The 13,129-nt window shown below is 74.0% G+C and carries 9 protein-coding genes; 6 read left to right on the forward strand and 3 right to left on the reverse strand.

The features are described from left to right. Positions 1-3: 3 nt before the first annotated feature. Both ACFPYL_RS02260 and ACFPYL_RS02265 read right to left on the reverse strand, forming a co-directional pair. Positions 4-921, reverse strand: a complete 918-nt coding sequence (locus tag ACFPYL_RS02260; RefSeq protein ID WP_379149902.1) for a Dyp-type peroxidase — start codon at positions 919-921, stop codon at positions 4-6. Continuing rightward, positions 921-1,409 (reverse strand): cupin domain-containing protein, encoded by a 489-nt coding sequence (locus ACFPYL_RS02265; RefSeq protein ID WP_379149904.1) that lies wholly within the window; start codon positions 1,407-1,409, stop codon positions 921-923. Before ACFPYL_RS02265 ends, ACFPYL_RS02260 begins: the two co-directional genes overlap by 1 nt. Positions 1,410-1,502: 93 nt before the next feature. Here ACFPYL_RS02265 and ACFPYL_RS02270 point away from each other — a divergent pair, with 93 nt between their 5' ends. From ACFPYL_RS02270 to recD, 5 genes are all read left to right on the forward strand, one after another. After that, positions 1,503-2,426 (forward strand): ABC transporter ATP-binding protein, encoded by a 924-nt coding sequence (locus ACFPYL_RS02270; RefSeq protein WP_379149906.1) that lies wholly within the window; start codon positions 1,503-1,505, stop codon positions 2,424-2,426. Then, the gene (locus ACFPYL_RS02275; protein ID WP_379149908.1) at positions 2,423-3,241 is read left to right on the forward strand and encodes an ABC transporter permease subunit; all 819 of its coding nucleotides are present in this window, start codon (positions 2,423-2,425) and stop codon (positions 3,239-3,241) included. Before ACFPYL_RS02270 ends, ACFPYL_RS02275 begins: the two co-directional genes overlap by 4 nt. A 139-nt stretch (positions 3,242-3,380) precedes the next feature. Next, the gene (gene recC / locus ACFPYL_RS02280) at positions 3,381-6,635 is read left to right on the forward strand and encodes an exodeoxyribonuclease V subunit gamma (RefSeq protein ID WP_379149910.1); all 3,255 of its coding nucleotides are present in this window, start codon (positions 3,381-3,383) and stop codon (positions 6,633-6,635) included. After that, positions 6,632-9,919 (forward strand): UvrD-helicase domain-containing protein, encoded by a 3,288-nt coding sequence (locus ACFPYL_RS02285; RefSeq protein ID WP_379149912.1) that lies wholly within the window; start codon positions 6,632-6,634, stop codon positions 9,917-9,919. Before recC ends, ACFPYL_RS02285 begins: the two co-directional genes overlap by 4 nt. After that, entirely contained in the window at positions 9,919-11,703 is a 1,785-nt protein-coding gene (gene recD, locus ACFPYL_RS02290; RefSeq protein ID WP_379149914.1) for an exodeoxyribonuclease V subunit alpha, read from the forward strand. Before ACFPYL_RS02285 ends, recD begins: the two co-directional genes overlap by 1 nt. Here the strand turns inward: recD and ACFPYL_RS02295 are convergent. Then, positions 11,700-12,308 (reverse strand): hypothetical protein, encoded by a 609-nt coding sequence (locus ACFPYL_RS02295; RefSeq protein WP_379149916.1) that lies wholly within the window; start codon positions 12,306-12,308, stop codon positions 11,700-11,702. The two genes, recD and ACFPYL_RS02295, sit on opposite strands and share 4 nt — an antisense overlap. Positions 12,309-12,470: 162 nt before the next feature. Here ACFPYL_RS02295 and ACFPYL_RS02300 point away from each other — a divergent pair, with 162 nt between their 5' ends. Beyond that, complete coding sequence (locus tag ACFPYL_RS02300) at positions 12,471-13,094, forward strand: ACT domain-containing protein (protein ID WP_379149918.1); 624 nt, start codon at positions 12,471-12,473, stop codon at positions 13,092-13,094. The last annotated feature ends 35 nt before the right edge of the window (positions 13,095-13,129 follow it).

Here is a 13,129-nt window from a genome sequence, read left to right on the forward strand (position 1 = left end):
CGACTATCCCTCGAGCTGGTCGACCGTGGGCACGTAGAAGAGCGAGCCGGTCACGGCCGTCGACACCTCGAGCAGCCGGTCGGTGGTGCCCGGCGGGTCGCCGAGGAACATGTTGCGCAGCATCCGCTCGATCACGGCCGGGTCGCGGGTGTAGCCGACGAAGTAGGTGCCGTACTCGCCGCCGCCGGACACGCTGCCGAAGGGCATGTTGTCGCGGAGGATCTGCAGCTCGGTGCCGTCCTCGTCCTCGATGCTGGTCAGCGCGGAGTGGGCGCCGGGGGCCTTCTGGTCGTCGGGCAGCTCGATGTCGGAGAGCTTCTCGCGGCCGACCGCGGCCTCCTGCTCCTCCACGGACATCGCGTTCCAGGCGTCCAGGTCGTGCAGGTACTTCTGGATGACCACATAGCTGCCGCCCGCGAAGCCGGGATCGTCGTCCCCGACGAGCAGCGCGTCGTCGACGGCCCGGCCGACCGGGTTCTCCGTGCCGTCGACGAAGCCGAGCAGGTCGCGGCGGTCGAAGTAGCGGAAGCCGTGCACCTCGTCGACCACGGTGGCCGCGCCGCGCAGCCGCTGGGTGAGCCGGGACGCCAGCTCGAAGCAGAGGTCGAGCTGCTCGGCCTTGATGTGGAGGAACACGTCGCCCGGCGTCGCCGGCGCTGTGTGCCGCCCGCCGCGGATCTCGGCGAAAGGGTGCAGCGCCGCCGGTCGCGCGCCGCCGTACACGCGGTCCCAGGCGTCGCTGCCGATCCCGACGACGCAGGACAGGCCGGCCTCGACGTTGCGGAAGCCGATCGCGCGGGCCATCCCGGGCACGTCCGCGAGCACGTCGCGGACGGCGGCGTCCCGGCCCGCGTCGATCGTGAGCACGAGGAAGACGGCCGCCCTGGTCAGCGGCGAGGTGACGGGCTGGGGCTCGGTCATCAGTCCGAGATCGCGGCGGGCTGACCGGTCCGGAAGAGGGTCGCCAGGTAGATCACGATCGGCACCGTGCCGGCGTTGCGGGCGTGGTGGACCTCGCCCTGCTCCTCGCGCAGCCACTGGCCGGCGCGGACCCGGTAGGTGTCGCCGGCCCTCAGCTTCTTGACGACCGTCGGGTCGTCGCCGCTGCCCTTCAGGACGGTTGCCGTGCCGGACTCGACCGTGTAGGTCAGCGCGCCCTCGGCGATGTAGCCGAGCTGGGCGCCGGGGTGGTGGTGCGAGGTGAGCTGCGCGCCCGGCATCACGACGACCTTGCTGAGCCCGAGGGTGCGCTTCGGGGCGCCGGGAGGCGCGGCCACCTCGGCGAGCGACTGGCGGGTGACCACGACCGGGGCCGGGTCGTCGGCGGACGCGGCGGAGACGGCGATGCCGGCGCCGAAGCCGGAGCCGATCAGGGCCAGGCCGGCGAGGGGGACCAGGAGACGCTTCATGGCTGCGAGCGTAGGGGCCCCGGGGGTCTCTCGGGGTCGGTTCCGGGGTGCTCCCCGATGTGCGCGCCCCGCCGTACGACGAAGGGTGGAGCCATGATCCGAGCCCACCAGCTGACCAAGCGGTTCGCCGACCGCACCGCGGTCGACGGCATCGACTTCGTCGTCGAGCCCGGCCGCGTCACCGGCTTCCTCGGCCCCAACGGCGCCGGCAAGTCGACGACGATGCGGATGATCCTCGGCCTGGACGCACCGACGTCCGGCACGGTCAGCGTCAACGGGCACCGGTACGCCGCGTCGCCCGCGCCGCTGCGCGAGATCGGCGCGCTCCTCGACGCGCACGCCATCCACCCGGGCCGGTCCGCACGGGACCACCTGCGGTGGATGGCGGCGTCCAACGGCATCCCGACCACGCGTGTGGGCGAGGTGCTGGACCTGGTCGGCCTGGACTCGGTGGCCGGGCAGCGGGCGGGCCGGTTCTCGCTCGGCATGGGCCAACGGCTCGGCATCGCCGCGGCGATGCTCGGCGACCCGCCGGTGGTCGTGCTCGACGAGCCCGTCAACGGACTCGACCCCGAGGGCATCCGTTGGGTGCGCACCTTCGCGCGTCAGCTCGCCGACGAGGGCCGGACCGTCTTCATCTCCAGCCACCTGATGTCCGAGATGGCGCTGATGGCCGACCACCTGCTGGTGATCGGGCGCGGGACGATCCTGGCCGACTGCTCGATGACCGAGTTCATGACCGACCACGCCGCGTCGTACGTCCGGGTCAAGGCGCCCGCCCTCGGCGACGTCGCCCACCTGCTGACCGGCCGCGGCCTCGACGTCACCCGCGTCGACGACGAGATCCGGGTCGGCGGCCTCGACGCCGCGTCGATCGGCGACCTCGTCTTCTCGCGCGGGCTCGCGGTGCACGAGCTGACGCTGGTGCGCTCCTCGCTCGAGGACGCCTTCATGGCCCTGACCGCCGACAGCGTGGAGTACCACGCCACCGCCGCCTCGGAAGGAGCAGCCCGATGACCGCGACGCTGATGGAGTCGGGCGCCGTCGTCGAGCGGACCGACGTACGACGTCCCGGCATGGCCGCCGTGCTGCGCTCGGAGTGGCTCAAGCTGACGACGGTGCGCTCGACGTGGTGGACGCTCGCCGCGACGTTCGTGCTCGGCGCCGGGCTCACCGTCCTGCTGTGCTGGGCCAACGCCGACTGGCTGGCCTCCCCGGACGCCGACGAGTCGCCGGGCTCCTTCGTCACCTGGGGGATGATGATCGCCCAGATCACCGCCGTGGTGCTGGGCGCGCTCGTGGTCACGACGGAGTACGGCACCGGGATGATCCGCACGACCTTCGCCGCCGTACCGGCCCGAGGGCGGGTGCTCGCCGCGAAGTCCCTCGTCGTCGTCGCGCTGCTCTTCGTGGTCGGCACCGTGACCGCGCTGGTCGGCTACGTCGGCGGCAACTACTTCCTCGACCGCGAGGGCATCGGTCTCGCGTTGGAGGGTGACGTGCTGCGCGCGATGTACGGCTCCGGCCTCTACCTCGCCGGCATCGGCCTCTTCACCGTCGCCGTCGGCTTCCTGCTGCGGCACACCGCCGGCACCATCTCGATCGTGCTGGCGCTGATGCTGATCCTCGGCAACATGGTCAACCTGGTGCCAGGCGAGTTCGGCGAGTGGCTGACCAAGCTGATGCCCGGCAACGCCGGCTCGGCGATCTCCACGCCGGTCTCGTTCAACCCGAACCTGCTCGAGCCCTGGACCGGCTTCGCCGTCTTCGGCCTGGAGACCGCCGTGCTGCTCCTGCTGGCCTGGGTGATGGTCCGGCGCCGCGACGCCTGAGGGAGCTTCATCGGCCGGCCGACGTTTCTCACGCCTGGACGATGAAGCTTCATCGTCCAAGCAGGAGTTTCATCGGCCGGCCGATGAAACTCGTCTGCTCGCCCGGCCGCCTGTCGCCGCCGCCCCGTAGGGTGCGGCCGTGGCGCTCCACCTGCACCGCGCACCGCGCACCGACCAGCTCGCCGACGCCCTCGGCGAGCTGCTCGCGTCGCCCCTCGACGACCCGTTCGCCGAGGAGGTCGTGGTGGTGCCCGCCAAGGGCGTGGAGCGGTGGCTGACCCAGCGGCTCAGCCACCGGCTCGGCACCGGCCCGCGCGGTGGCGACGGGGTCTGCGCGGGGGTGCGGTTCCTCAACCCGAGGAGCCTCGTCAGCCTGCTGCTCGGCCGCGAGCGCGACGACCCGTGGGACCCCGAGCGCCTGGTCTGGCCGCTGCTCGCGACCATCGACGACTGCCTCGACCAGCCGGGGTTCGAGGCGCTCACCGCCCACCTCGAGGGCGAGGTGCGCCGCAACCGCCGCTACTCCGTCGCGATCCGGTTGGCGCACCTCTTCGCGTCGTACGCCGTCCAGCGGCCGAGCCTGGTGACGGGCTGGCGCGAGGGCGATGACGGGGACCTCGCCGACGACCTGCGCTGGCAGGCCGAGCTGTGGCGGCGGCTGCTGCCGCGAGTGGCGGCACCGCCGCCCGACGTACGCCACGCGGAGACCGTCGCCGCGCTGCGGTCCGGCGGCGACGGGCTCCCGCTACCCGCGCGGTTGTCGCTCTTCGGCCACACCCGCATCCCCGTGACCGAGCTGGCGCTGCTGGAGGCGCTCGGCGAGCACCGCGACGTCCACCTCTTCCTGCCCCAGCCGTCGCCGGCGCTCTGGGACGACCTGGCCGGGCTCGGCGGCATCGTGCCGCGCGACGAGGACACCTCCGTCGAGCACGTCGGTCACCCGCTGCTCGCCTCGCTCGGCCGCGACGCCCGCGAGCTGCGGCGCACCCTCGGCGGCATCGAGGCCGACGTCGTCGCGGCCAGCGTCGACACCCCCGAGACCCTGCTGGGCTGGCTCCAGCGCGACCTGCGCGCCAACCACGCCCCGTCGTACGACGAGCGCGCCGGCCGCCACCTCGACGATGCCGACCGCAGCCTCCAGGTGCACGCGTGCCACGGGCCGGCGCGCCAGGTCGACGTGCTGCGCGAGGTGCTGGTCGGGATGCTCCAGGACGACCCGACCCTCGAGCCGCGCGACATCCTCGTGATGTGCCCGGACGTGGAGACCTACGCGCCGTTGATCTCCGCCGGGTTCGGGCTCGCGACCGGCGGGCACCCCGCCCACGAGCTCCGGGTCAAGCTGGCCGACCGGGCGCTGGTCAGCACCAACCCGCTGCTCGCGGTGGCCGGTACGCTGCTCGAGATGTCCGGCGGCCGGGTGACCGCGGCCGACGTGCTCGACCTGGCGGCGAGCGAGCCCTGCCGGCGACGCTTCGGCTTCACCGACGACGACCTCGACCGGGCCGCGCGGTGGGTGGCGCGCGCCGGCGTCCGCTGGGGGCTCGACGCGGGGTCCCGCGAGGCGTTCGCGATGGAGCGATTCCCCCACAACACCTGGCGGATGGGCCTCGACCGGATCCTCCTCGGGGTGGCGATGAGCGGCGACGACCACCGCCACCTGGGCCGCGGGCTGCCGCTCGACGACGTCGGCAGCAACGAGATCGACCTCGCCGGCAGGCTCGCCGAGCTGGTCGCCCGGCTCGACGACTGCCTGACCGGGCTGGGCGCGGCGAGCACGGTCGCCGAATGGACGCAGCGCCTGCGCGACGGCGTCCGCGCCCTCACCGACGTGGCGACCGACGACGCCTGGCAGCTGCCGCAGTTCGAGCGCGAGCTGGCCCGCGCGGCGGCCTCCTCCCACGAGGGCGAGCTCGAGCTGCGCCTCTCCGACATGCGCGCGCTGCTGCAGTCCCGGCTGGCCGGTCGCCCCACCCGCGCCAACTTCCGCACCGGAACCCTCACCGTCTGCACGATGGTGCCGATGCGGTCCGTGCCGCACCGGGTGGTCTGCCTGGTCGGCCTCGACGACGGCGTCTTCCCGCGCGCCGGGTCGGTCGACGGCGACGACGTGCTCGGTCGCCGGCCGCGCACCGGCGAGCGCGACCTGCGTAGCGAGGACCGTCAGCTCCTGCTCGACGCGATCCTCGCCGCGGGCGAGCACCTGGTCGTCACCTACACCGGCGCCAACGAGCAGTCCGGGGCGAAGCGGCCCCCCGCCGTACCCCTCGGCGAGATCCTCGACGCCGCCGACCGCACCACCGCCGCCCCGGTGCGCGACCGGGTGGAGGTGCGGCACCCGCTCCAGCCCTACGACGCGCGCAACTTCGAGCCGCAGCGGCCGTTCAGCTTCGACACCGCGTCGCTGGCGGGCGCCCGGTCGGCCTGGAGCGTGCGGCACGAGCCGCCTCCGCTGCTCGACGGTGCGCTGCCGGCGCAGGTGCACGCGGACGTCTCGCTCCAGGACCTCAAGGCGTTCCTGGTGCAGCCGGTGCGCGCGTTCCTGCGCGAGCGGCTCGACGTGGCCACGCCGTTCGCCCCCGACGACCTCGCCGACGCGATCCCGGTGAGCCTGGACAGCCTCGAGAAGTGGCAGATCGGCGACCACCTGCTGCGCGAGCTCCTCGCCGGACAGGACCCGGTCGCGGTGATGACCGCCGAGCAGCTGCGCGGGACGCTGCCGCCGGGCGGTCTCGGCACGGCCGCGCTCGACGAGGTGGTGCGCGAGTGCCAGAAGCTGTGGGCCAGCGCCGCCGCCGTGCGCGAGGGCGAGCGCCGCTCGGTCGACGTGGACGTCGACCTCGGCGACGGGCGCCGGCTGACCGGCACGGTGCCCGGGGTCTACGGCACCCGGGTCGTCTCGCTCGGCTACTCCCGGCTCGGCGCCAAGCAGCGGCTGGAGGCGTGGGTCGACCTGCTGGCGCTGAGTGCGACGTACCCCGACCAGCACTGGACCGCCCACGCCATCGGGCGCGAGCGGGCCGGCCCGAAGCGGGCGCTGTCGGGCCCTCTCGACCACCGCGCCGTCGGCTGGCTGCGCGACCTGCTCGACCTGCGCGACCGCGGGCTGTGCGCGCCGCTGCCGGTGCCGGTGAAGACCGGCGCCGCCTGGGCCGAGGCGCACGCCCGCGAGCTGATGGGGCAGGACTTCCCGCCGGTCCAGGCCGCACGCCGCGAGTGGGAGACCGATCCTCACAACCAGTTCGGCATCGAGGGCGAGGACGCCAACCCCTATCACCGCCGGGTCTACGGTCCCGCCGCCCCGGTCGAGGTGCTGCTGGACGCCGGGCTGGGTGAGCACGCGTGGCGGATCTGGGAGCCGCTGCTGACCGGCGCCGAGAGGGTGGGGCCGCTGTGAGCGATCCGATGAAGCCGTTCGACATCCGGGCGCCGCTGCCGACCGGCACGGTCCTGCTCGAGGCCAGCGCCGGCACCGGCAAGACCTGGACGATCGGCGCCCTCGTGACGCGCTACGTCGCCGAGGGCACTGCGCGGCTCGAGCAGATGCTGGTGGTCACCTTCGGCCGCGCCGCCAGCCAGGAGCTCCGCGAGCGGGTCCGGGCGCAGCTCGTCGAGGCCGAGCGCGTGCTGAGCGACGACCCGGTCGCCGTCGTCGACGCGGCCCCCGACTCCGAGCTCGTCACGCTGCTGCGTGCGTGGGACCCCGAGCAGCGCCGGCTCGGCCACCGCCGGGTGAGCGAGGCGCTGGCCGGCTTCGACGCGGCCACCATCGCCACGACCCACCAGTTCTGCTCGATGGTCCTCGACTCCCTGGGCGTCGCGGGCGACTCCGACTCCCGGGCCCGGCTCGTCGAGGACCTCGACGACCTGGTGAAGGAGACCGTCGACGACCTCTACCTGCGGGCGTTCGCGTTCGACACCGAGCCACCCGTCTTCACCCACGCCGAGGCGCTCGCGATCGCGCGGGCCGTGGTCGGCGACCCGCAGGCGACCCTCCAGCCGGCCGACGAGGACCGCTCGACGCCGGTCGGCCGCCGGGTCAGCTTCGCGCGCACCGTCCGCGAGGAGCTCGACCGTCGCAAGCGCCGCCTCGGGATCCTGTCGTACGACGACCTGCTCACCCAGCTCGCCGACGCGCTGGTCGATGCCGACGGCCCGGCCGCGCAGCGGATGCGGCAGCGGTGGAGCATCGTGCTGGTCGACGAGTTCCAGGACACCGACCCGGTGCAGTGGCAGGTGCTCGACCGGGCCTTCACCGGGCACGCGACGATGGTGCTGATCGGCGACCCCAAGCAGGCGATCTACGCCTTCCGCGGCGGTGACGTCACGACGTACCTCCGCGCGGCGGAGACCGCCCAGGTCAAGCAGACGCTGTCGGTCAACTGGCGGAGCGACCGGCCGCTGCTCGACTCGTTCCAGCGGCTGCTCGCCGGGGCGGCGCTCGGCGACGACCGGATCGTCGTCCGCGACGTCGCTGCCCACCACGACGAGAGCCGGCTGGTCGGCGCGCCCTCGCCGGCGCCCTTCCGGGTCCGGGTCGTACGCCGTGAGGAGCTCGGCCGGCGCGGCAACGCCTCCCTCGCGGTCGGCCAGGTGCGCCCGCACATCGCCCGCGACCTCGCCCTCGACGTACGCCGACTGCTCGCGTCCGGCGCGATGTTCGAGGGTCGGCCGGTCCGGCCGCGCGACATCGCGGTCATCTCCTACCGGCACGCCGACCTGGCCGCCGTGCGCGAGGCGCTGCTGGCCGTCGGCGTACCCGCGGTGATCGCCGGCGGGGGCAGCGTGTTCGCGACCCCCGCCGCCGTCGAGTGGCTGACCCTGCTCGAGGCGCTGGAGCAGCCGCACCGCAGCGCCCGTGTGCGTGCCGCCGCGCTGACCTGCTTCGTCGGCCACACCGCCGCGGAGCTCGACGCGGGCGGCGACGACCTCACCGACGAGGTCGCCGAGACGTTGCGCGCGTGGGTCGAGCTGTTCACGACGCGCGGGATCGCCGCGGTGCTCGAGGCGGCCAACGTCGCCGGGCTGCCCGAGCGGGTGCTGGCCGAGGTCGGCGGCGACCGCCGCCTCACCGACCTGCGCCACATCGGGGAGGCGCTGCACGAGGTGATGCTGAGCGAGCGTCACGGCCCGGTGTCGCTGCTGACCTGGCTGCGCGCGCAGGTCGCGGAGGGCCGGGCCGGCCGCGGCGTCGAGCGCACCCGCCGGCTCGACTCCGACGCTGCCGCCGTGCAGCTGGTGACCATCCACGCGAGCAAGGGGCTCGAGTACCCCGTCGTCTACCTGCCCGCCGTCGCCGACCGCTTCGTCCCCAAGCCGACCCGGCCGCTCTTCCACGACGACGAGGGCACCCGTTGCCTCAACGTCGGTGGCGGGGGAGCGCACTGGGCCGACGACTGCCGGCGCTGGGCCGACGAGGAGGCGGGCGAGTGGCTGCGGCTGCTGTACGTCGCGATCACCCGGGCCAAGTCACAGGTCGTGTGCTGGTGGGCGCCGACCAAGAACGCCGTCGCCTCGCCGCTGCACCGGATGCTGATGCGCCACCCGGACGCGGCCGACGTGCCCGAGACGCCCGCCGTCCCCGACGACGACGGCGTGGTGACCATGTTCGCCGAGTGGCGCGACCGCGGCGGCCCGTCGCCGGAGCCCGCCGTGCTCGCCGACCCCGGCGCCGACCCGCCGGTGCCGGACCCGCCCGCGCTCGCCGCCCGCACGTTCACCCGCGACGTCGACACCGAGTGGCGGCGCGCGTCGTACTCCTCGCTGAGCAAGCTCGAGCCCGCCGCCGGGGCGACCGGCGCCGTCACCAGCGAGCCGGAGTACGGCGCCAAGGACGACGAGGCGCTCGAGCCCGAGACCGTCGTCGCGGCGCCGCTGCCCGACGACGTGCCCTCGCCGATGGCGGACCTGCCCGTCGGCGCGACGTTCGGGTCGCTGGTGCACGCCGTCCTCGAGCACACCGACCCCGATGCGCCCGACCTGCGCACGGAGCTGCTCGGCCACATCGACGAGCAGCTCGGCTGGTGGCCCGTCGCCCTCGACCGCGAGGAGCTCGCGGACGCCCTGGTCGCCGTGTGCGACTCCCCGCTCGGGCCGTTGGCCGGCACCACGCTGCGCCAGCTGCCGCTGACCGACCGACTGCGCGAGATGGACTTCGAGCTGCCGCTGGGTGACGGCGTCCTGGGTGCGATCGGGCCGTTGCTCGAGCGCCACCTGCCGCCGGGCGACCCGGTCCGTGCCTACGCTGCCTCCCTCGCCGGACCCCTCGGCGAGCAGACCCTGCGCGGCTACCTCACGGGGTCGGTCGACGTGGTGCTGCGGCTGCGCACCGAGGCCGGGCCGCGCTACCTCGTCGTCGACTACAAGACCAACTGGCTCGGCCCGATGGACGAGCCGCTGACCGCCCACAGCTATCGCCCCGAGGCGCTCGACGCTGCGATGGGTCACTCCGACTACCCGCTGCAGGCGCTGCTGTACGCCGCGGTCCTGCACCGGTTCCTGCGCTGGCGCCAGCCCGGCTACGATCCGGCCGTCCACCTGGGCGGCGTGCTCTACCTCTACCTGCGCGGCATGTGCGGACCCGACACCCCCCTCGTCGACGGCGCCCCCTGCGGCGTCTTCGCCTGGCAGCCGCCCGTGGCCCTGGTCGAGGAGCTCTCCGACCTCCTGGACGGTGCGTGATGACCGAGCCCTTCGAGACGCCTCGTCCCTCGGCTCCTCAGGAACCACTCTGGGAGCCGACCGGGGAGCAGGACTGGCGGATCGCGACCGGCGCGACCGGGCTGCTGGCCACGTTCAACGAGGCCGGGCTGCTGACCTCGTCCGACCTCCACGTCGCGACCCGCATCGGTGCGCTCGGGGGCGAGGAGGACGAGCGGGTCCTGCTCGCGGTCGCGCTGGCTGTGCGCGCCGTACGCCGGGGCTCTGTCTGCCTCGACCTCGCGGCCGTGCGAGAGACCGCTCCCGACCTGCCCTGGCCGGACGTGTGGCCGCTCGAGGGCTCGCCGCTCGTCGAGGCGGGCGTGGTCCGGTGGGAGCTGGGCCTGCTCTACCTGGATCGCTACCACCGCCTCGAGACCCAGGTGCACGACGACCTCGCGCTCCGGCTGGCGCAGGCGCCGCCGACGATCGACGAGGCCCGCCTCGATGCGGCGCTGGCGAAGGTCCGCGCCGGCCACTTCAGCCGCGAGCAGGAGGCGGCGGTGGCGGCCGCCGTGCGCCGGCGTACGACGATCCTGACCGGCGGCCCCGGCACCGGCAAGACCACCACGGTCGCCCGGCTGCTCGCCCTCCTCGCCGACGAGGCGGGCGGCGGGCTCGCGATCGCCCTCGCTGCACCGACCGGCAAGGCGGCGACCCGGCTCCAGGAGGCCGTCGCCACCGAGCTCGCCGACGTCGCGACCACCTGGCCCGAGGCACCCGACCTGGTCGGGCGCCTGGAGGGGCTGACCCTGCACCGGCTCCTCGGCTGGCGGCCCGACAACGCGACCCGCTTCCGGCACGACCGGGCCAACCGGCTCAAGTACGACGTGGTCGTCGTCGACGAGTCCTCGATGGTCGAGCTCACGATGATGGGGCGGCTGCTCGAGGCGCTGCGCCCCGACTGCCGGCTGGTGCTGGTCGGCGACCCGCGCCAGCTCACGTCGGTCGGCGCCGGTGCGGTGCTCAGCGACCTGGTCGCCGGCTTCGAGGGACGCCCCGACTCGCCGGTCTCGGCGCTGACCGAGAACTTTCGCTCCGAGGAGGACATCAAGGCGCTCGCCGCCGCGCTCCGCCTGGGCGACGCCGACGAGGTGCTCCGGGTGCTGCGCGCTCCGTCCGAGCAGGTCTCGTTCGTCGAGGCGGACGACGAGGCTGCGATCGAGGCGGCGCTGCGCCCGGACTCGGTGGCCGCCGGCCGCGCGATCTGGGCGGCCGCGACCCAGGAGGACCCGGCCCGTGCGCTGGCCGAGCTGGACCGCTACCGGCTGCTGTGCGCCCACCGCGAGGGTCCCTACGGCGTACGCCGGTGGAACCACCTGGTCGAGCGGTGGCTGGCCGAGGACCCGGACATCGAGATCTGGGGGGAGTGGTACGTCGGCCGCCCGCTCCTGGTGACCAGCAACGACTACGCGCTCGACGTCTACAACGGCGAGACCGGGGTCGTGGTGCGCCAGGACGGGCGCAGCCGCGCGTTCGTGGCCGGGTCGGAGCGGCTGAAGCAGTTCGCGCCCGGTCGTCTCGACGCGGTCGAGACGATGCACGCGATGACGATCCACAAGAGCCAGGGCAGCCAGGCCGACCGGGTGACGGTGCTGCTGCCCGACGAGGGGTCGCGGCTGCTCACCCGCGAGCTCTTCTACACCGCGGTCACCCGGGCCCGGAGCCACGTGCGCGTGGTCGGCACCGAGGCCGCCGTACGCGCCGCCGTCGCCGGGCAGGCACAGCGCGCGACCGGGCTCCGGTTGCGGCTCGCAGGCCTTTAGTCCAGGTCGCCGACCTGGATCGCCTGCAGCTGACCGCTGATGACGCTCAGGTCGTGCCCGTTGCCGGCGTAGCAGCTGAGCGTGATCGTGCCCGCCTGCTCGACGGCCCCGGCTCCCTGGAAGGTCAGGTAGCGCTCGACGTACGGGTCGACGCCGACGCGGTAGACGGGGTCGTCGAAGGTGACGTCCGGCCCGGACAGCGAGCAGTCGAAGCGGTAGTTGTTGCCCGGGTTCGGGTCGCTCCCGGTCTCGCCCTGGATCCGCGCCATCACGACGTAGTCGCCCGCCGGGACGTTGACGGTCATCAGCGTCTGCCCGGTGCTCGCCGGCAGCGCGACGCTCGCCGGCATGGTCGCGCTGTAGGCGTGGCTCGGGCCGACCGGCCCGGCCTGGCCGGTCGGGCCCTGCATGCCCTGCGGGCCGGCGCTCCCGCGCGCACCGTGCAGCTGCACCCGGGCCTTCTTGGACAGGTCGGCCGTCGACAGGGACCCGTCCTTGACCTGCTTGGACGAGGTGACGACGTACTTCGACGCGGCGTACGACGTGGTGCCGGTGATGACGATGGCGAGGGCCAGGAGGCTGGCCCAGATGACGGTGCGGCGCATGTGACTTCTCCTGAGGAATCCGATGTCTCTCCACCCAAGCCGCCCGTGCCGACGCGGTCTCTGACCCGAAGGCGTCAGGCTGATGGCAGGTGTCCCGCCAGCCGTCCGCGAAATCCGGCCGCAATCTCGTCGGGCTAGGGTCGAGGCAGATTGGAGTCTGAGATGCCCTTCCTGCTGCGCGTGGAGCTGCCCGACGTCCCCGGATCCCTGGGACGGCTCGCGGGTGCCATCGGTGAGGCCGGCGGCGACATCGAGGCGATCGAGATCGTCGAGAAGCGCCACGACGGCACGGCCGTCGACGACGTGCTCCTCGAGATCGCGCCCGGCACCATGCCCGACTCCGTCGTCTCCGCGGTCAACGGCCTCGACGGGGTCGTCGTCGTCTGGATCAGCCGGTACGCCGCAGGCGGCAACCTCTTCCTCGACCTCGAGGCCGTCGAGGAGCTGACCGCCGACCCCGAGGGCGCCCTCGACCGGTTGATCGACCTGCTGCCGGTGACCTTCCGGGCGGACTGGGCGGTCCGGGTCAGCAAGGCCGACGGGATCGTCTACACGACCGAGGCTGCGCCGTCCGACCTCACCTGGCTGCCGATCGAGCGGGCCGAGCCGATCGACACCGACGACGAGAACACCGTCGCGTGCGCCGCGCGCCTGAACAAGACCGAGGTCGTCGTGATCGGTCGCCGCGGCGGCCCGGACTTCCTGGACTCCGAGATCGCCCGGCTCGGCCACCTGGTCGGCCTCGCGATGTCGATCACCCGCGGCGCCAAGGCGCACGCGCACTGACACCGGCCGCGGGCGCCGCCAACGGGAAACGCCCC

The sequence above is a fragment of the Nocardioides hankookensis genome (genome assembly GCF_042658885.1).
Taxonomy (GTDB): domain Bacteria; phylum Actinomycetota; class Actinomycetes; order Propionibacteriales; family Nocardioidaceae; genus Nocardioides; species Nocardioides hankookensis.